General features: G+C 54.3%; 17 protein-coding genes, 2 tRNA genes and 1 pseudogene. All 20 read left to right on the top strand.

The window, feature by feature from the left end:
* A partial coding sequence (gene lon, locus P1U71_RS15640) for an endopeptidase La (protein WP_301106560.1) occupies positions 1 to 1,756 on the top strand: 1,756 nt, incomplete at its 5' end.
* A 151-nt stretch (positions 1,757 to 1,907) separates the two neighbouring features.
* Positions 1,908 to 2,183: an HU family DNA-binding protein gene (locus P1U71_RS15635; protein ID WP_161315097.1), complete on the top strand. Its 276-nt coding sequence runs from the start codon at positions 1,908 to 1,910 to the stop codon at positions 2,181 to 2,183.
* Positions 2,184 to 2,297: 114 nt separating this feature from the next.
* Positions 2,298 to 2,374: transfer RNA gene (locus P1U71_RS15630), tRNA-Val, on the top strand.
* Positions 2,375 to 2,638: 264 nt separating this feature from the next.
* Positions 2,639 to 2,715: transfer RNA gene (locus tag P1U71_RS15625), tRNA-Asp, on the top strand.
* A 215-nt stretch (positions 2,716 to 2,930) separates the two neighbouring features.
* On the top strand, positions 2,931 to 3,296 hold the full coding sequence (locus P1U71_RS15620) for an NADH-quinone oxidoreductase subunit A (RefSeq protein ID WP_367281209.1): 366 nt from the start codon (positions 2,931 to 2,933) through the stop codon (positions 3,294 to 3,296).
* A 41-nt stretch (positions 3,297 to 3,337) separates the two neighbouring features.
* Positions 3,338 to 3,835 (top strand): annotated as a pseudogene (locus P1U71_RS15615) (NADH-quinone oxidoreductase subunit B family protein); the annotation flags it as partial.
* Between the two features lie 20 nt (positions 3,836 to 3,855).
* On the top strand, positions 3,856 to 4,464 hold the full coding sequence (locus P1U71_RS15610) for an NADH-quinone oxidoreductase subunit C (RefSeq protein ID WP_301106557.1): 609 nt from the start codon (positions 3,856 to 3,858) through the stop codon (positions 4,462 to 4,464).
* Positions 4,464 to 5,642, top strand: a complete 1,179-nt coding sequence (locus P1U71_RS15605; RefSeq protein ID WP_301106556.1) for an NADH-quinone oxidoreductase subunit D — start codon at positions 4,464 to 4,466, stop codon at positions 5,640 to 5,642. The genes P1U71_RS15610 and P1U71_RS15605 overlap by 1 nt, the downstream gene beginning before the upstream one ends.
* Positions 5,639 to 6,241, top strand: coding sequence for an NADH-quinone oxidoreductase subunit NuoE (nuoE, locus tag P1U71_RS15600; RefSeq protein ID WP_301106555.1), 603 nt, complete (start codon positions 5,639 to 5,641; stop codon positions 6,239 to 6,241). The genes P1U71_RS15605 and nuoE overlap by 4 nt, the downstream gene beginning before the upstream one ends.
* Positions 6,241 to 7,521, top strand: coding sequence for an NADH-quinone oxidoreductase subunit NuoF (gene nuoF / locus P1U71_RS15595; protein ID WP_301106554.1), 1,281 nt, complete (start codon positions 6,241 to 6,243; stop codon positions 7,519 to 7,521). The genes nuoE and nuoF overlap by 1 nt, the downstream gene beginning before the upstream one ends.
* 26 nt (positions 7,522 to 7,547) lie before the next feature.
* Positions 7,548 to 9,599, top strand: a complete 2,052-nt coding sequence (nuoG, locus tag P1U71_RS15590) for an NADH-quinone oxidoreductase subunit NuoG (protein WP_301106553.1) — start codon at positions 7,548 to 7,550, stop codon at positions 9,597 to 9,599.
* Positions 9,592 to 10,617, top strand: a complete 1,026-nt coding sequence (gene nuoH, locus P1U71_RS15585; RefSeq protein ID WP_301106552.1) for an NADH-quinone oxidoreductase subunit NuoH — start codon at positions 9,592 to 9,594, stop codon at positions 10,615 to 10,617. The genes nuoG and nuoH overlap by 8 nt, the downstream gene beginning before the upstream one ends.
* 74 nt (positions 10,618 to 10,691) lie before the next feature.
* Positions 10,692 to 11,180, top strand: a complete 489-nt coding sequence (gene nuoI / locus P1U71_RS15580; protein WP_301106551.1) for an NADH-quinone oxidoreductase subunit NuoI — start codon at positions 10,692 to 10,694, stop codon at positions 11,178 to 11,180.
* Between the two features lie 64 nt (positions 11,181 to 11,244).
* The gene (locus P1U71_RS15575; RefSeq protein WP_301106550.1) at positions 11,245 to 11,859 is read left to right on the top strand and encodes an NADH-quinone oxidoreductase subunit J; all 615 of its coding nucleotides are present in this window, start codon (positions 11,245 to 11,247) and stop codon (positions 11,857 to 11,859) included.
* A 9-nt stretch (positions 11,860 to 11,868) separates the two neighbouring features.
* Entirely contained in the window at positions 11,869 to 12,177 is a 309-nt protein-coding gene (gene nuoK, locus P1U71_RS15570; RefSeq protein ID WP_161315086.1) for an NADH-quinone oxidoreductase subunit NuoK, read from the top strand.
* A gap of 12 nt (positions 12,178 to 12,189) precedes the next feature.
* Positions 12,190 to 14,121, top strand: a complete 1,932-nt coding sequence (nuoL, locus tag P1U71_RS15565) for an NADH-quinone oxidoreductase subunit L (protein WP_367281210.1) — start codon at positions 12,190 to 12,192, stop codon at positions 14,119 to 14,121.
* Between the two features lie 3 nt (positions 14,122 to 14,124).
* Positions 14,125 to 15,636 carry an NADH-quinone oxidoreductase subunit M gene (locus P1U71_RS15560; protein ID WP_301106548.1) on the top strand — a complete coding sequence of 504 codons (1,512 nt, stop codon included), beginning with the start codon at positions 14,125 to 14,127 and terminating at the stop codon, positions 15,634 to 15,636.
* 14 nt (positions 15,637 to 15,650) lie between these two features.
* Positions 15,651 to 17,090: an NADH-quinone oxidoreductase subunit NuoN gene (gene nuoN, locus P1U71_RS15555; protein WP_367281208.1), complete on the top strand. Its 1,440-nt coding sequence runs from the start codon at positions 15,651 to 15,653 to the stop codon at positions 17,088 to 17,090.
* Positions 17,087 to 17,872, top strand: coding sequence for a biotin--[acetyl-CoA-carboxylase] ligase (locus P1U71_RS15550; protein ID WP_301106546.1), 786 nt, complete (start codon positions 17,087 to 17,089; stop codon positions 17,870 to 17,872). Before nuoN ends, P1U71_RS15550 begins: the two co-directional genes overlap by 4 nt.
* 10 nt (positions 17,873 to 17,882) lie before the next feature.
* The gene (locus tag P1U71_RS15545; protein WP_301106545.1) at positions 17,883 to 18,650 is read left to right on the top strand and encodes a type III pantothenate kinase; all 768 of its coding nucleotides are present in this window, start codon (positions 17,883 to 17,885) and stop codon (positions 18,648 to 18,650) included.
* Positions 18,651 to 18,809: the final 159 nt, after the last annotated feature.

The raw sequence follows: 18,809 nt of genomic DNA, 5'->3' as shown, positions 1-18,809 counted from the left end.
GATGGAGAAGACCCAGCGCGAATATTATCTCAATGAGCAGATGAAGGCGATCCAGAAGGAACTCGGCGAAGGCGAGGATGGCCGCGATGAACTGACCGAGCTTGAAGAGAAAATCGCCAAGACCAAGCTGACCAAGGAAGCGCTCGAAAAATGTAATCAGGAGATGAAGAAACTCCGGAATATGAGCCCGATGTCAGCCGAGGCAACGGTCGTTCGGAACTATCTCGACTGGATCACCAGCCTGCCGTGGAACAAGCGGACCCGCATCAAGAAGGATCTTGTCCGGGCTGAAAAAATCCTCAATGACGATCATTACGGCCTTGAGAAAGTCAAGGAACGTATCATTGAATATCTCGCCGTGCAGCAGCGGATGAAGAAAATTCGCGGCTCTATTCTGTGTCTTGTTGGCCCTCCCGGTGTTGGTAAAACCTCACTCGGTAAGTCGGTTGCCAAGGCGACGGGCCGGAACTTTGTACGCGTAGCCCTCGGCGGTGTGCGCGACGAGGCGGAAATTCGTGGTCATCGCCGGACCTATATCGGTTCCATGCCGGGCAAGGTTGTTCAGTCGATGAAGAAGGCGAAATCGAGCAATCCGCTGTTTCTCTTCGATGAGATCGACAAACTCGGAAATGACTTCCGCGGTGATCCGTCATCTGCACTTCTTGAAGTGCTGGATCCGGAGCAGAATGCGACATTTGCCGATCATTATCTTGAAGTCGAGTTTGACCTTTCCGAGGTAATGTTCATTTGCACGGCGAACTCTCTGAATATGCCGGGACCGCTCCGTGATCGTATGGAAATCATTCATCTCTCCGGTTACACGGAAGATGAAAAGGTTGAGATTGCCAAGCGTCATCTTGTGAAAAAACAGATGAAAGCGCATGGCCTGAAGCAGGATGAATGGTCGATCACCGATGAGGCGATCCGCGATCTTATCCGCTATTACGCCCGCGAAGCCGGGGTCCGTAATCTGGAGCGGGAGCTTGCGAAGCTTTGCCGGAAATCGATCAAGGAGATCATTACCGATGGCGTGAAATCCGTCGCGATCACCTCCGATAACCTGAAAGATTATTCCGGTGTCCGGAAGTATCGCTTCGGCGAGGTTGAGGAAATGGATCAGGTCGGCCTGACGACCGGCCTTGCCTGGACCGAGGTTGGCGGCGAGCTGCTCACCATTGAAGCGGTCAAGCTTTATGGCAAGGGCCGGATGCAGATTACCGGTAAACTTGGCGATGTTATGCAGGAATCTGTACAGGCCGCGAAAAGTTTTGTGCAATCGCGCTGCCTTGAAATGGGTGTTAAGCCGACGGATTTTGACAAACATGACATTCATGTTCATGTGCCCGAAGGCGCAACGCCGAAGGATGGACCGTCCGCCGGTGTTGCCATGGTCACCTCGATCATCTCGGTGTTGACCGATATTCCTGTGCGCAAGGATGTCGCCATGACCGGCGAGGTTACCTTGCGTGGGCGGGTTCTGCCGATTGGCGGCCTGAAGGAAAAACTTCTGGCGGCGCTCCGTGGCGGAATCAAAAAGGTGTTGATTCCAAAGGATAATGAAAAGGATCTTGCAGAAATTCCGGACAATGTGAAAGAGGGACTGGAAATCATCCCTGTTTCAGAAGTTTCGGAAGTTCTGAAACATGCCTTGACGAAACCCCTCGTTCCGTTGAATTGGACCGAGGAGGAACTGGCGAAGGAACTAGCCGGGGCGGCTGCTCAGCGAAAAGTTGAGGATGGGGTAACAACTCACTGACTTTAATCGAAAACCGGGTCAAAACCGCAGAAAAGTTGGGGATATCTTGATTTTTCCCTTTGACCCGGAGCAGCCGACAAACTAGTATTCCACCGTCTTAAACGAATTTCTTGATAAGATATGTTCAAGTCTAAATTGAAGGGGGCTTATAGTGAATAAGAATGATCTCATTGCCGCAGTTGCTGATATTTCAGGTCTGGGGAAAGCAGAAGCAGGGAAAAGTGTTGATGCAGTTCTCGAAGCGGTTTCCGGCGCTTTAAGTGGCGGCGATGAAGTTCGCCTCGTCGGCTTTGGCACGTTCAGCGTTGCTGATCGCAAAGCCTCTGAAGGGCGTAATCCGCGCACTGGCGAAACGATCAAGATTCCGGCTTCCAAACAGCCGAAATTCAAAGCTGGTAAGGCCTTGAAGGACTCGGTCAACAAGTAACACTCGCTGTTGCGGACCAAAATGAATGCCAGATTCATTTATTTGAATCTGGCTTCGTTTTTTTTACTTCCAATTGCCGGTGTAGGTTGATATACACGGGCTCGCTTGGAAAAAGGGTGATTAGCTCAGCTGGTTAGAGCATCTCGTTTACACCGAGAGGGTCGGGAGTTCGAATCTCTCATCACCCACCATTTTCAATAATATGCTGTTAGTATCTGTATGCGGTCATGTGGTTTATGCATTACCGCAAACTGTCGTCATTTGCATCTGAAGGCGGAAAATGACGGGCAATTATGGCAGGCGGTGTGTGCGTATCTTTGCGATATGCTGCATCCGGCGGTCCCGGTTGTTCAATGACTTCAGGTGGGCTGCAAAAGAGAGAGAATTAATTTTCGAAATCTTTTTTATGCGGCTTGACAGGGCCCATCGGGTCCAATACAAAACAGCGTCCCTGCGGGGGTGTAGCTCAGTTGGTTAGAGCGCCGGCCTGTCACGCCGGAGGTCGCGGGTTCGAGCCCCGTCACTCCCGCCACTTTCTCCCAAAATTGCGAACGATTCTTAGCTGCCCTGTCAATCACCGGGCGCCGTGTGCGTTTGCGTTCCCGCATTGCAAATTATGGCCGAATTTTGTTGCTAATTCGGTTTTCTTCCTTATAACCCGACACTATAATACCGAACGTAATTGGTAGGAGGGGTTGCCGCTAAATGGGTTGATCTTGATCCGTTTTTCGTGGCAGTTTTGATATTATGGAAGCCTTGCTCGTAGAATATTTACCCATTTTGATCTTTCTGGGATTAGCGGTCGGGTTGTCCGCCGTTATTGTGATCGCGTCCATGATTGTCGCAGCGCAGCATCCGGACGCCGAAAAACTCTCTCCTTATGAATGTGGTTTCGAACCCTTCGATGATGCCCGCAATCAGTTTGATGTCCGGTTCTACTTGGTCGCCATCCTGTTCATCATTTTCGATCTTGAAGTGGCATTTTTGTTTCCCTGGTCTATTTCCCTTGGTGGGATTGGATTGTTTGGGTTCTGGTCGATGATGGTGTTCCTCGGGATCCTCACAATCGGCTTTATTTATGAATGGAAAAAGGGAGCTCTGGAATGGGAGTAAGTTCTGAACTGGTCGGTACGGAAGCCCAGCCCGGCGCACAAGATCAGGACGCGTTTTTCCGTCAGGTTGGTCAGGAGCTGGACGATAAGGGTTTTGTCGTCACTCAGGTAGATAAGCTTGTCAACTGGGCACGGACGGGTTCTCTCTGGCCAATGACATTCGGTTTGGCCTGTTGCGCGGTAGAGATGATGCACGCCTGGCAGCCCCGCTACGATATGGAACGGCTCGGCGTTGTTCCGCGTGGTTCGCCTCGTCAGTCTGATGTCATGATCGTTGCCGGTACGCTCACCAACAAGATGGCGCCAGCGCTTCGCAAGGTTTATGACCAGATGGCGGAGCCGCGTTATGTCATTTCCATGGGCTCCTGCGCGAATGGCGGGGGGTACTATCATTATTCCTATTCTGTTGTGCGCGGCTGCGACCGGATTGTCCCGGTTGACATTTATGTACCCGGATGCCCGCCAACGGCAGAAGCGCTGATCTACGGTGTCTTTCAGCTGCAGAAGAAAATTCGCCGCACCGGAACATTTTTGCGCTAACGGAAAGGGTCGTCAGTTACATGAATGAAGCGCTTGTAGAGCTGGGCGAGTTGATCGCGGCCGAACGTTCCGACGAAGTGGTGTCGACTAACATCGCCTTCGGTGAGTTGACCGTCAATGTCCGCGCAGAATCGCTGGACAAGACACTCGAATTCCTGCGCAATGATCCGAATTGCAAGTTCGAGATTCTTTGTGATGTCTGCGGGGTGGATTACCCGACGCGCGTGAAGCGTTTCGATGTCGTCTATAATCTTCTCAGTCTCCGCCATAACCAGCGGATTATTGTCAAGGCAGAGACGGACGCGCGGACACCGGTACCGTCCGTTGTCGGGCTGTTCCCGGCGGCGAACTGGTTCGAGCGTGAAGCCTGGGATATGTACGGCATTATGTTTTCCGGCCACCCGGACTTGCGCCGGATGCTGACGGATTATGGTTTTGAAGGCCATCCGTTGCGCAAGGATTTCCCGCTTACCGGCTATGTCGAGTTGCGCTATAGCGAAGATGAAAAACGGGTTGTCTATGAGCCTGTCAACCTGACGCAGGAATTTCGCAAGTTTGATTTTGAAAGCCCTTGGGAAGGAACTGAATATGTCCTGCCCGGCGATGAAAAAGCGGAAGGACAGGGCTGATGGCGGAAGTCCAGATCAAGAATTACACGCTTAACTTCGGTCCGCAGCATCCGGCGGCCCATGGTGTGCTGCGGATGGTGATGGAACTTGACGGTGAGGTGGTTGAGCGGATCGATCCGCATATCGGCCTGCTGCACCGCGGCACCGAAAAGCTGATCGAGCATAAAACCTATATGCAGGCGATGCCGTATTTCGACCGTCTCGATTATGTGGCGGCGATGAGTCAGGAGCATGCCTTTGTGCTGGCGGCAGAAAAACTTCTCGGCTGCGAAGTGCCGGAGCGGGCGCAGTATATCCGTGTTCTCTTCTCGGAAATCTCCCGTATTCTCAATCACATCATGAATGTCTGTGCACAGGCCATGGATGTTGGCGCGACAACGCCGATGCTCTGGGCCTTTGTTGAGCGCGAAACATTGATGGAGTTTTATGAGCGGGCGAGTGGGGCGCGGATGCATGCGGCCTATTTCCGCGTTGGCGGCGTTCATCAGGATATTTCCGAAAAACTGATGGACGACATTCGCATCTTTATAGAGCATTTTCCGGCTGTCCTTGACGATGTCGAGGCGCTGCTCACCGAAAACCGCATTTTCAAGCAACGGAATGTCGATATCGGCGTTGTCTCTGAAGAAGAGGCGATGGCGTGGGGGTTTTCCGGGGTGATGCTTCGCTCAACCGGGCTTGCCTGGGATTTGCGAAAAGCGCAGCCCTATGACGTTTATGCAAAGATGGATTTTGACATTCCCGTGGGTCTCAATGGGGACTGTTTTGACCGCTATCTGATGCGGATGGAGGAAATGCGCCAGTCCATGCGGATTATGACGCAGTGCCTGGATCAGATGAAGCCGGGCCCGGTTCTCTCGACCGATCCCAAGGTCGCCCCGCCGCGCCGGAGCGAAATGAAGACGTCGATGGAAGCATTGATCAATCATTTCAAGCATTACACTGAGGGTGTCAAGGTTCCGGCCGGAGAGACTTACACGGCAGTAGAGGCGCCGAAGGGCGAATTTGGCGTTTATCTGGTTTCCGACGGATCGAACAAACCCTATCGCTGCAAGATCAGGGCGCCGGGTTTTGCGCATTTGCAGGGCATGGACTTTTTAACCAGGGGCCATATGCTGGCCGATGCGTCAGCTATTCTCGGCAGTTTGGATATCGTTTTTGGTGAGGTGGACCGGTGAGTCAGGTTATCGAAACAGGTAAAGCCTTTGAATTTACGGCTGAAAATGTCGAAAAGGCCCAGAAGTTCATCGCGAGATACCCTGAAGGCCGTCAGCAAAGCGCGGTGATGCCGCTTCTTGATCTTGCGCAACGCCAGAACGAAAACTGGCTCTCGAAAGAAACGCTTGAGTACGTCGGCAATTTCCTGAACGTCCCTTACATGCGCGTGCTGGAGGTGGCGACCTTCTACACCATGTATAACCTCAAACCAGTCGGAAAATATTTCCTCCAGCTTTGCCGGACGACGCCCTGCTGGTTGCGCGGTAGCGATGATCTGGAGGCTGTCTGCAAGAACAAGCTCGGGATCACCAATGGCGAGACGACTGAGGATGGCATGTTCAGCCTGCTGGAAGTCGAGTGCCTCGGTGCCTGCGTGAACGCGCCCGTCGTGCAAATCAATGATGATTTCTATGAAGATCTGAATGCCGAAAATTTTGAGGCAGTTCTTGATAAGCTGGCGAGCGGCGAGGTTCCGCCAAAGGGTCCGCAGATTGACCGGATCAATTCGGCCCCGGAAGGTGGACCGGCAACTTTGCTTGAAAAGACGGGGGACGCGTAATGCTGAAAGATCAGGATCGGATTTTCACCAATCTGTACGGCATTCACGATTGGAAACTCGCAGGCGCGAAAAGCCGCGGCATCTGGGATAATACGAAGACCCTCATCGAGATGGGGCAGGACGGTATTATAGACGCGATGAAGGAAAGCGGCCTGCGCGGGCGCGGCGGTGCGGGCTTCCCGACGGGCTTGAAATGGTCCTTCATGCCCAAAGAATCCGATGGCCGCCCAAGCTATCTTGTGGTCAATGCGGATGAATCCGAGCCTGGCACCTGTAAGGACCGGGAAATCATGCGCTTCGATCCGCATCGCTTGCTGGAGGGTTGCCTCGTTGCCGGTTTCGCCATGCGGGCCATCGCGGCCTATATCTATATTCGCGGCGAATTCGTGCAGGAGGCCATCAATCTGGAGATTGCCATTCAGGAAGCCTACGATGACGGGCTGATTGGCAAGAATGCCTCCGGCTCTGGCTATGATTTCGATATCTATTTGCATCGCGGCGCAGGCGCTTATATCTGCGGCGAGGAAACGGCCCTGATCGAAAGCCTTGAGGGCAACAAGGGCCAACCACGCCTGAAACCGCCGTTCCCGGCCAATGTCGGTGTCTGGGGCTGCCCTTCGACCGTGAACAATGTCGAGAGCATTGCGGTCGCCCCGGAAATTCTGCGGCGCGGGGAGGGCTGGTTCTCCGGTCTTGGCCGCCCGAATAATACCGGCACCAAACTCTTTTGCATCTCGGGCCATGTGAACAAGCCCTGCAATGTGGAAGAGGAAATGGGCATTCCGCTCAAAGAGCTGATTGAGAAACATGCGGGTGGCGTGCGCGGCGGGTGGGATAACCTGCTGGCCATTATCCCGGGTGGATCGTCGGTTCCGATGTTGCCTAAAGAAACCTGCGATACGATGTTGATGGATTTTGACAGCTTGCGCGATGCCCAGAGCGGGCTCGGCACCGCCGCCGTCATCGTCATGGACAAATCGACGGATGTGATCCGCGCGATTGAGCGGCTCTCGCATTTCTACAAGCATGAAAGCTGCGGCCAGTGTACGCCGTGCCGCGAAGGCACTGGCTGGATGTGGCGGGTGATGCAGCGACTCGTCTCCGGCGATGCGGAGATTGAGGAAATTGACATGCTGATCAATGTATCGAAACGGATTGAAGGTCATACCATCTGCGCCCTTGGTGACGCGGCGGCCTGGCCAATTCAGGGGCTGGTGCGGCACTTCCGCCCGGTCATCGAGGAACGTATTAAATCACGGAAGGCTGCACGGGCGGCCTGAGGGCTGGACCGCGTGGGGAGTGAAGAATGCCGACACTTACAGTAGATGGTGTAGAAGTTACAGTCGATCCGGGAACCACGGTTCTTCAGGCCTGTGAGGAAGCGGGCGCGGAAATTCCGCGCTTTTGCTATCATGAGCGGCTGTCGATTGCCGGCAACTGCCGTATGTGCCTGGTGGAGATGGAGAAAGCGCCCAAACTGATCGCGTCCTGTGCCATGCCGGCGGGTGATGGCATGGTTATTCACACCAACAGCCAAAAAGTGAAAGAAGGCCGGGAAGGGGCGATGGAGTTCCTGCTGATCAACCATCCGCTCGATTGTCCGATCTGTGATCAGGGCGGCGAATGTGATTTGCAGGATCAGTCGATGGCCTATGGCTCCGGCAACAGCCGCTATGATGAGCTGAAACGCTCTGTTGCGGAAAAGAATATGGGCCCTCTCATCAAGACGACGATGACGCGCTGTATTCACTGTACACGTTGCGTACGTTTCGCGACGGAAGTCGCCGGTGTTGAGGAACTGGGTGCGATTAATCGCGGCGAGAATATGGAAATCGCCACCTATCTTGAGCAGGCGCTTGATAGTGAATTGTCTGGCAATATCATTGATTTATGTCCGGTTGGGGCGCTGACCTCAAAGCCTTATGCCTTTACGGCGCGTCCGTGGGAACTTTCCAAAACCGAGAGTGTCGACGTGCTTGACGCGGTCGGGGCGAATATCCGGATTGATAGCCGCGGCAAGGAAGTGATGCGCTTTTTGCCCCGCCTCAATGAGGATGTGAATGAAGAGTGGCTCTCGGACCGCTCGCGGTTTTCCTATGACGGGCTGAAAGCGCAACGGCTTGATACGCCTTACGTCCGCAAAGACGGCCAATTGCAGCCCGCAAGTTGGGGCGAGGCGTTTGATACCATCGCCGCCAAGCTCGACGGACTGGAAGGTGGCAAGATAGGCGCCCTTGCCGGGGATCTGGCCTGCGCCGAGAGCATGACGGCGCTGAAAGATCTGATGGATCTTTTAGAATCGCCGAATATCGATTGCCGTCAGGATGGCGCGGCGCTGACGACGGAAAGCCGGAGCGGTTATCTCTTTAACACCTCCATCGCCGGAATCGATGAGGCCGATGCTCTTTTGATTGTCGGCAGCAATCCACGTCATGAAGCGGCGTTGATCAATGCCCGGATTCGCAAGCGTTGGAAAAGGGGTAACTTCCCGATTGCCCTGATTGGGGAGCAGGTCGATTTGACCTATGGCTATGACTATCTTGGCGCCGGTCCGGCGACCTTGAAGGAAGTGGCGGAAGGAAAGCATTCTTTCGCCGAGACCCTGAAGAAAGCGGAACGGCCGATGATCATCGTCGGGCAGGGCGCGCTCAGCCGGAATGACGGCGCGGCGGTTTTAGCCCTGGCGAAGAAAATCGCCGATGAGTATGGCCTTGTCTCTGATGATTGGAATGGCTTTAACGTTCTTCACACAGCTGCTGCTCGGGTTGCGGGTCTTGATCTCGGTCTTGTGCCGGGTGAGGGTAGCAGATCCGCGACGGAAATGCTCGATGGCTCGCTTGAGGTTCTGTTCCTGCTCGGCGCCGATGAAATTGATACCTCCAAGCTTACGAATAGTTTCGTGATTTATCAGGGCAGCCATGGCGATGCCGGGGCAAGTGCTGCCGATGTCATCTTGCCGGGCGCGGCCTATACGGAAAAGGACGCGACCTGGGTGAATACGGAAGGCCGGGTACAGCTCGGGCGGCGGGCCGTCTTCCCGCCGGGTGACGCACGGGAGGATTGGACGATCCTTCGGGCGCTTTCGGAAAAGCTCGAAAAAACGCTGCCTTACAATACAATACGGGAACTTCGTGAGAAGATGGTTGAGGTTGCGCCTCATTTTGCCGACATCGATCAGGTGACAGCCGCAGACTGGACTCCGTTCGGCACGGAAGGGACGATTGAGGATGCGCCTTTCGCCAACCCGATCACGGATTACTACCTGACCAATCCGATTTCCCGTTCCAGCCGGATCATGGCGGAATGCAGTGCGACTTTCTCTAAAGTAAAGGGTGAGGGGACCGGTACAAATGGCTGAGTTTTGGGATATTTATCTTCTCCCGGCCCTGATTATTGTCGGCCAGATTTTGCTGATCGTTCTACCGTTACTTCTGGCTGTCGCTTATCTGACGCTTTATGAACGGAAAGTCATGGCTGTGATGCAGCTGCGTAAGGGACCGAATGTTGTCGGGCCTTTTGGTCTGCTGCAGCCTCTTGCTGATGGTGCGAAGCTCTTTTTCAAGGAAACGGTTGTTCCGACAGGTGCAAACAAAGTGCTGTTCCTGCTCGCGCCTATGGTGACCTTTATCCTGAGCCTGATCGCCTGGGCTGTGATTCCCTTTGATGAGGGATGGGTACTCGCCGATATCAATGTGGGTGTGCTGTATCTGTTTGCCATTTCATCGCTCGGCGTTTACGGCATTATTGTTGCGGGTTGGGCTTCTAACTCCCGCTATCCATTTCTGGGCGCGTTGCGGTCGGCGGCGCAGATGGTGTCTTACGAGGTGTCCATCGGCTTTGTGATCGTGACAGTGCTGCTCTGCGCGGGAACGCTTAATCTGACGGGGATCGTGGAATCGCAGAAGGGTGATCTTGGCTTATTGAACTGGTGGTTTGTTCCGCTCTTTCCGATGTTCATCATCTTTTTCGTCTCGATCCTGGCGGAGACAAACCGCCATCCGTTCGACCTGCCGGAGGCGGAAGCGGAACTCGTCGCGGGCTATCAGACTGAATATTCCTCGATGGCATTCGCGCTCTTCTTCCTCGGTGAATATGCCAACATGATCTTGATGAGCGGGATTTGTACAGTGCTGTTTCTTGGCGGCTGGCTGCCGCCGGCGGATTGGGCCATCTTCACCTGGATCCCGGGGATCATCTGGTTCGGGATCAAGATCGCGGTGTTGCTGTTCGTCTTCATCTGGGTGCGGGCGACGCTGCCACGGTACCGGTATGATCAGCTGATGCGGCTCGGCTGGAAAGTGTTTTTGCCCTTCTCCCTGTTATGGGTGGTCGTCACGGCCGGTTTCCTTGTCTATTTCGACATGGTCCCGGCATAAGGCAAGTTTAAGTGAACCGTCGGCGCCGGAATTCGGGCGACGGCAGAATGAGATAGTGAAAAGGCTGTTTTAATATGAGCTTTATCGATAAACAGGCGCGCAGCTTGCTTTTGGCGGAGATTGTCACCGGTCTGGCGACAACGTTCCGCTATATGTTCAAGACAAAAGCGACCATCAACTATCCATATGAAAAAGGGCCCTTGAGCCCGCGCTTTCGCGGTGAGCATGTCCTGCGGCGCTATCCCAACGGGGAAGAACGCTGCATTGCCTGCAAGCTGTGCGAGGCGGCCTGCCCGGCGCTTGCTATCACCATTGAAGCGGAACCGCGTGACGACGGGAGCCGGCGCACCACCCGTTATGACATCGATATGACAAAATGCATCTATTGCGGTTTCTGTCAGGAGGCTTGTCCGGTTGACGCCATTGTTGAAGGGCCGAACTTTGAGTTTGCCACCGAGACCCGTGAAGAGCTTTTTTACGATAAGGAAAAGCTGCTTGCTAACGGCGACCGCTGGGAGCAGGAAGTCGCCCAGAATCTGGTTGCGGAAGCACCGTACAGATAATCGAAAGTAAGAGTGTGACAGCCATGCGAAAGACGGATCTAAATATCACGGGAAGAGGGGCGCGATGATTATCTCGACAATTGCCTTCTATCTTTTTGCGGCGATGACCATTGCTTCGGCATTTATGGTGATCTCGGCGAAGAACCCGGTTCACTCCGTGCTCTATCTCATCCTCGCCTTCTTTAACTCGGCCGCTCTCTTTGTGCTCTTGGGCGCAGAATTCATCGCGATGATTCTGATCGTGGTCTATGTGGGTGCTGTGGCGGTCCTGTTCCTTTTCGTTGTGATGATGCTCGATATCAATTTCGCTGAACTGCGTCAGGGGTTTTTGCAGTATCTGCCAATCGGCGGTTTGATCGGTCTGATCCTGTTGATTGAGCTTATTCTGGTGGTGAGCGGCTGGGCGCTCTCGCCGGAGGCGATACAGGTCGGATCGCAGGCCGCCCCCCTCATGACCGATTTAACGAATACGGAGCAAATCGGGCAGGTGATCTATACGGACTATGCCTATCTGTTCCAGATTGCGGGCATGATCCTGCTGGTGGCGATGATCGGGGCGATCGTACTGACCAACCGGTCGCGGCCTGGCGTTCGCAAACAGAATATTGCCCGGCAGGTCTATCGCCGTCCTGAAGAGTCGATGGCGGTTCGTAAGGTTGAGCCAGGACAAGGTGTGTAAGGGGGAAACATGGAAATCGGTCTTGCACATTACCTGACGGTGTCCGCCATTTTGCTGACTCTGGGTATTTTCGGCATCTTCCTGAACCGGAAGAATGTCATCGTGATCCTGATGTCGATCGAGTTGATGTTGCTTGCGGTCAATATCAACCTCGTTGCCTTCTCTGCCTATCTTGGCAATCTCGTCGGGCAGGTGTTCGCGCTGTTTATCCTGACCGTTGCGGCCGGTGAGGCGGCGATCGGGCTTGCCATTCTCGTCGTTTACTTCCGAAATCGCGGCACCATCGCGGTTGAGGACATCCATCACATGAAGGGTTAAGACAAGATCATGATGTACGTCCTCATCGTTTTCCTGCCGCTGGTCGCGGCGCTGATTGCCGGATTATTCGGCCGCGCCATCGGGGATCGCGGTAGCCAGCTGGTCACGTCCACCGCCGTTATTATTGGCGCGATCCTGTCCTGGGTTGCGCTTTATCAGATCGCGTTTCAGCAGACGACGGAAGTGATCGAGTTGATGACCTGGATCGATTCAGGTGATTTTGACGTCAACTGGATGCTTCGCATCGACAGCCTGACCGCTGTTATGCTGGTGGTGGTAAACACAGTCTCTGCTGTCGTGCATGTCTATTCCATTGGCTATATGTCGCATGATCCGCATAAGCCGCGCTTCATGGCGTATCTGTCGCTCTTTACCTTTGCGATGTTGATGCTGGTCACCTCCGATAACTTTGTGCAGCTTTATTTTGGCTGGGAAGGGGTTGGCCTTGCGAGCTATCTGCTGATCGGCTTTTGGTACAAAAAACCTTCTGCGAATGCCGCGGCGATCAAGGCATTCGTTGTTAACCGCGTCGGCGACTTCGGCTTTGCCCTTGGTATTATGGGCATTTATTTTGTCTTTGATTCTGTCAGCTTCGATGATGTTTTTGCGGCTGCACCAGGCCAGGTTGGCCAGCATTTCGAATTCCTTGGCTATCAGGTTGATATCCTGACGACGCTTTGCCTGCTGCTCTTTGTTGGTGCCATGGGTAAATCGGCCCAGATCGGCCTGCACACCTGGTTGCCGGATGCGATGGAGGGCCCGACGCCCGTTTCTGCCCTGATCCATGCGGCGACGATGGTGACGGCTGGTGTCTTTATGGTGGCACGCTGCTCCCCGCTATTCGAATATTCGCCCGACGCGCTGATGGTGGTGACAATTGTCGGAGCGACGACCTGCTTTTTCGCCGCCACCATTGGGTTGGTGCAGAACGATATCAAGCGCGTGATCGCCTATTCGACCTGTTCGCAGCTCGGTTATATGTTTTTTGCCCTCGGAATTGGTGCTTATCCGGTTGCGATTTTCCATCTCTTCACCCATGCCTTCTTCAAGGCGTTGTTGTTCCTTGGCGCGGGTTCCGTCATTCATGCGGTTTCCGATGAACAGGACATGCGGAACATGGGCGGCCTGTGGCGACATATTAAATTCACTTATGCGATGATGTGGATCGGGTCGCTGGCTCTGGCCGGAATACCGTTCTTCGCCGGTTTCTGGTCGAAAGACCTCATCATCGAAAGCGCCTTTGCCGCCGGAACAAATGTCGGTGACTATGCCTTCTGGGCGGGCACTGCCGCGGCGGCGCTGACGGCATTTTACTCCGGCCGCCTCATCTTCATGACATTCCACGGCAAGCCTCGCGCGAGCAAGGAAGTCATGGATCATGTGCATGAAAGCCCGAAAGTCATGCTGATTCCGCTTTGTGTGCTGGCGCTTGGGGCCATCTTTGGCGGGGCAATGGTCATTCCGATGACTTGGGAAGGCCATTATGAGGAGTTCTGGGGCGCATCGATTCTGATCCTGGAAAGCAACAATGTCATGGTCGATGCGCATCATGTGCCAACTTGGGTCAAGCTGTTGCCGTTGATTGTGGGATTGGTCGCGTTTGCCCTGACGGTGCAGATGTATATTCGGCGCACTGAAATCCCCGTTCAGCTCGCCAAGACACATTCGGCGCTTTATCAGTTCCTGCTCAACAAATGGTATTTTGATGAGCTTTACGACTTCGTCTTCGTTCGTCCTTCCAAGGCCATTGGCCGGTTCCTCTGGACCTTTGGCGATGGCAAGGTAATCGACGGGCTGGGTCCGAACGGGGTTGCCGGTCGGGTACTGGTGCTGGCGCGGCGCGCCTCCCAACTCCAGAGCGGCTATGTGTATCACTACGCGTTTGCCATGCTTCTCGGTGTTGTTGCTTTTGTTTCTTACTTTTTCTTTGCGGGTGGACATTAAGTCATGCTTGATTGGCCAATCTTATCAACGGTGACATTTCTGCCCCTGATCGGGGTGGTGCTTATCCTGCTGACCAGTGGCAAGGAAGAGTCGGCGGCGCGCAATGCCCGCTGGGTCGCGCTTTGGACAACCCTGTTCACCTTCGTTATCTCGCTCTTTATCTGGATCAATTTCGATAACAATACGGCGGCCTTCCAGTTCGTGGAAAAGAGCAGCTGGCTCGGCAACAACATCAACTATCATATGGGCGTGGACGGTATTTCGATGCTGTTCATCATTTTGACGACCTTCCTGATGCCGCTTTGTATTTTGGCGAGTTGGGAGGCGATTACCGTTCGCGTGCGGGAATATATGATCGCGTTTCTGGTGATGGAATGCCTGATGATCGGGGTTTTCTGTGCCCTTGACATGGTGCTGTTCTACCTCTTCTTCGAGGCCGGGCTGATCCCGATGTTCCTGATTATCGGCATCTGGGGTGGCGGGCAGCGCGTTTATGCCAGCTTCAAGTTCTTCCTCTATACCCTGATAGGCTCGGTACTGATGCTGGTGGCAATGATCACCATGTATTTCATCGCCGGGACGACGGACATCCCGACATTGATTAACTTCAGCTTCGATCCGCATCTGCAGCTCTGGCTGTGGCTCGCGTTCTTTGCCTCTTTCGCGGTGAAGGTGCCGATGTGGCCGGTGCATACCTGGCTGCCCGATGCCCATGTGCAGGCCCCGACGGCCGGCTCGGTCATTCTGGCGGGCGTGCTGCTGAAGATGGGGGGCTATGGCTTCCTGCGGTTCTCTATCCCGATGTTCCCGGAAGGATCCGAGTATTTCGCGCCGCTTGTCTTCGCGCTCAGCGTTATCGCGATTATCTATACGTCGCTCGTGGCGCTTGTGCAGAAGGATATGAAGAAGCTGATCGCTTATTCCTCCGTTGCGCATATGGGCTTCATCACCATCGGCGTCTTTACCTTCACCCAGCAGGGGCTGGAAGGCGGCATTCTGCAGATGATCAGCCATGGTATCGTTTCCGGGGCGCTCTTCCTCTGTGTCGGCGTGGTATATGACCGGCTGCATACGCGAGAGATTTCCCGCTATGGCGGCCTCGTCAACCGGATGCCGCGCTACGCGTTGATTTTCCTGATTTTCACCATGGCGACAATCGGCCTTCCTGGCACCAGCGGGTTTGTCGGCGAATTCCTGATCCTGGTTGGTGCCTATCAGGTCAACACGACGGTTGCCTTCCTCGCGACCATCGGTGTTATTCTGGGCGCGGCCTATAGCCTCTGGCTTTATCGCCGGGTTGTCTTCGGCGAGTTGGTGAAGGATGACCTTAAAAATATTATGGATGTTGGTCGGCGGGAAATCCTGATTTTCACGCCGCTTATCCTGGTGGCTTTCTGGATCGGTATCTATCCGGAGCCGTTCATGGACGTTATGCATGCCTCTGTCGTCAATCTGATGGATCAGCATGAAACGGCCATGCAGGCCAGCAAAACAATCCTCAACGCGGCTAAGTAGGTAGGTTTAAAGAAATGGTTTTGCCTGATTTTTCAATCGCACTTCCGGAAATATTCCTCGCCTGTGTCGCCATGGCGCTCTTGATGGTCGGCGCCTTTCGGGGAAACAAGGCGACGAGCCTGATTTCCTGGCTGGCGGTCCTGTCTTTCATCATTGCCGGGCTGCTTGTCCAGTTTGACGGATATAGCAGTGTCACCACATTCGATGGGCTGTATCGCGATGATGCCTATGCTGTCTTCATGAAGACACTGTGCCTTGGCGCGTCCGCCTTCGCCATCATCATGTCGATTGACTTTAACAAGCGCGAAAAGCTGGTCCGCTTTGAGTTTCCGATCCTGATCGTGATTGCCACGCTCGGCATGATGGTTATGATTTCGGCAAATGATCTGATGACCATGTATATGGGTATCGAGTTGATGAGCCTGTCGCTCTATGTGACCGCGGCCTTCAAGCGCGATAGCGTTCGCTCGACCGAGGCAGGGCTTAAATACTTTGTTCTTGGCGCGCTGTCTTCGGGCATGCTGCTCTATGGTGTTTCACTGATCTACGGCTTTACCGGGACGACAAATTTTGATGTTCTTGCTGGCTTGTTCACCAGCGGAGAAGAAGATGCGGGTATCGGCCTGCTGATCGGCATGATCTTCATGATTGCCGGTCTTGCCTTCAAGGTATCGGCGGTGCCATTTCATATGTGGGCGCCGGACGTTTATGAAGGCGTGCCGACCCCTGTCACTGCCTTTTTTGCGGCGGCGCCAAAGGTGGCGGCAATTGCCCTGTTCCTGCGGGTATTCGTCACGCCCTTTGGTGAATTGGTCGAACAATGGCAGCAGATTATTGTCTTTATTTCCATCGCCTCGATGATCCTCGGGGCCTTTGCCGCGATCAACCAGAAGAATATCAAGCGGCTGATGGCCTATTCTTCCATCGGTCATATCGGCTATGCGCTTGTTGGCATAGCTGCCGGGACCGAGGAAGGGGTGCGCGGGGTCCTGATCTATATGGCGATCTATGTGGTGATGAATATCGGCACTTTCGCCTGCATCCTCTCGATGCGCCATCGCGATGGCATGGTTGAGGATATTTCGGAGTTGGCGGGTCTCAGCAAGACGCAGCCCTGGATGGCCTTCTTCTTCCTGATCTTCATGTTCAGCCTCGCTGGCATTCCGCCGCTTGCCGGGTTTTTCGGGAAATTCTACATCTTTATTGCGGCGGTGAACGCCGGGCTTATCCCGCTTGCTGTGATCGGTTTGGTGACTTCGGTTGTCGGCGCCTATTACTATCTTCGAATTGTGAAGATTATGTATTTCGACGATCCAGCCGAAGGGTTTGAGCCCACTAGCCGGACACAGTCGATCATCATGGCGGCGGCTGGCTTGTTTATCTCTTTCTTCGTCATCTTTCCGGGCCCCCTGCTTGATGGGGCGCAGGCGGCGGCGGCTGTACTGTTCCCGTGATCCAAACTTCCAATGGCGGGATTGATCTCCCGCCGTTCTACAAGCTCACGGTGCTTGATACGGTGGGCAGCACCAATACAGAGGCCCGCAAGCTTGCGGATGCTGGAGAGGGTGAGGGGGCTATCGTCTGGGCCAAGCGGCAGGAACAAGGGGTCGGCCGCCGGGGCCGTCAATGGTCAAGCCCGGAAGGCAATCTCTATTGTTCGCTGATCCTGCGTCCTGAATGCGATCCGGCGGCGGCGGCGCGGCTCTCGTTTCTGGTTGCTCTCGCCTTTCACAAGGCACTCGCCCCTTTTTTGGGAAAAGATGCCTCCATCAAGCTTAAATGGCCGAATGACGTCCTGATAAACGGGCGGAAACTGGTTGGCATCCTGCTCGAAAGCAAAATGAAGCAGAACGGGATGATGGACTATGTTATCGCTGGTACGGGCGTTAATATCGCAACCTTTCCCACGCATACGGACGGGTTGCCGGCCATATCGCTAAATGAGGTCGGCGTATCGCTCACAGTTGCCGATGTACTCTCGGCCTATGCCTGCGCTCTTCTCGATCTATATACGACCTGGAGGCAGGAAGGCTTTGTGCCGATCCGTGAGGAGTGGCTCGCCCATGCGACGGGGCTTGGCGGACGGATCACGGTCAGGCTCTCCAACGAGACGCTGGAAGGTGTTTTTTCAGATCTGGACAAAAACGGTGCGCTAGTCCTGACGATGGATAACGGCGAAAGAAAACTGATTACAGCGGGAGAAGTGTTTATAGTTTCCCCTGCGGAGATTGAATAGGGAGATCCTGATGTTACTGGCGATCGATGTCGGAAATACCAACATAACCTGCGCGGCTTATAAAGACCGGGAGCTGGTCAATGAGTGGCGAATTTCGACGTCTGGCTCCCGTACGGCGGAAGAATATGGCGTCTGGCTTAGTCAGGCAATGACCATTGACGGGCTACATCTGAGCGATGTGAAACATGCGATCGTTGCGACTGTTGTTCCCGAGACTCTGTTCAATATCAAGGGGTTTTGCCGGCGGTATTTCGGCGTGACCCCGCTCGTGATCGGGGAGCCGAATGTCGATCTTGGTATGACCCCGCTGATCGATCGCCCGTCGGAGGCCGGGGCGGACCGTCTTGTTAATGCTGTCGGGGCGCATTCCCTCTATGGTGGCCCGTTGGTCGTGATCGATTTCGGGACGGCAACAAACTTTGATGTTGTGGACGGCGATGGCAACTATATCGGCGGCGTGATTGCGCCGGGTGTCAATCTCAGTCTTGATGCCCTGTACCGGGCGGCTGCCAAGCTTCCCCGTATTGCGGTGGAAGCCCCCGGACATGTGATCGGCAAGAATACAATTGAATGTATGCAGGCGGGCATTTATTGCGGCTATATCGCGATGGTGGAGGGGCTCGTCAGCCGGATCCGTGCGGAATATGGTGCCGATATGAAAACAGTAGCAACCGGTGGCCTCGCCCCGCTTTTCTCGAAGGGAACGGATATGATCGAGATCGTCAATGGCGACCTTACCCTTGCCGGGCTGGTCGAAATTTTTTACCGCAATAGCTGAAAGTCTTTATGACCAAACTTGATACGACCCTTATGGAAGGCCTTTATTTTCTCCCCCTTGGCGGCAGCGGCGAGATTGGCATGAATCTCAATCTTTATTGCTGTAACGGTAAATGGTTGATGATCGATTGCGGGATTTCCTTTGCCGATGACCGCGCGC

It is taken from the genome of Sneathiella sp. (genome assembly GCF_029233945.1).
Taxonomy (GTDB): Bacteria; Pseudomonadota; Alphaproteobacteria; order Sneathiellales; family Sneathiellaceae; genus Sneathiella.
This window is presented reverse-complemented; position numbering and strand designations above follow the sequence as displayed.

Excerpts from the sequence above, each read along its gene's own strand:
- nuoH (WP_301106552.1), top strand. The coding sequence starts at position 9,592 with ATGGCTGAGTTTTGGGATATTTATCTTCTCCCGGCCCTGATTATTGTC.
- P1U71_RS15605 (WP_301106556.1), top strand. The coding sequence starts at position 4,464 with ATGGCGGAAGTCCAGATCAAGAATTACACGCTTAACTTCGGTCCGCAG.
- nuoF (WP_301106554.1), top strand. The coding sequence starts at position 6,241 with ATGCTGAAAGATCAGGATCGGATTTTCACCAATCTGTACGGCATTCAC.
- nuoI (WP_301106551.1), top strand. The coding sequence starts at position 10,692 with ATGAGCTTTATCGATAAACAGGCGCGCAGCTTGCTTTTGGCGGAGATT.
- P1U71_RS15545 (WP_301106545.1), top strand. The coding sequence starts at position 17,883 with ATGTTACTGGCGATCGATGTCGGAAATACCAACATAACCTGCGCGGCT.
- P1U71_RS15575 (WP_301106550.1), top strand. The coding sequence starts at position 11,245 with ATGATTATCTCGACAATTGCCTTCTATCTTTTTGCGGCGATGACCATT.
- P1U71_RS15620 (WP_367281209.1), top strand. The coding sequence starts at position 2,931 with ATGGAAGCCTTGCTCGTAGAATATTTACCCATTTTGATCTTTCTGGGA.
- P1U71_RS15560 (WP_301106548.1), top strand. The coding sequence starts at position 14,125 with ATGCTTGATTGGCCAATCTTATCAACGGTGACATTTCTGCCCCTGATC.
- nuoN (WP_367281208.1), top strand. The coding sequence starts at position 15,651 with ATGGTTTTGCCTGATTTTTCAATCGCACTTCCGGAAATATTCCTCGCC.
- nuoL (WP_367281210.1), top strand. The coding sequence starts at position 12,190 with ATGTACGTCCTCATCGTTTTCCTGCCGCTGGTCGCGGCGCTGATTGCC.
- nuoK (WP_161315086.1), top strand. The coding sequence starts at position 11,869 with ATGGAAATCGGTCTTGCACATTACCTGACGGTGTCCGCCATTTTGCTG.
- P1U71_RS15610 (WP_301106557.1), top strand. The coding sequence starts at position 3,856 with ATGAATGAAGCGCTTGTAGAGCTGGGCGAGTTGATCGCGGCCGAACGT.
- nuoG (WP_301106553.1), top strand. The coding sequence starts at position 7,548 with ATGCCGACACTTACAGTAGATGGTGTAGAAGTTACAGTCGATCCGGGA.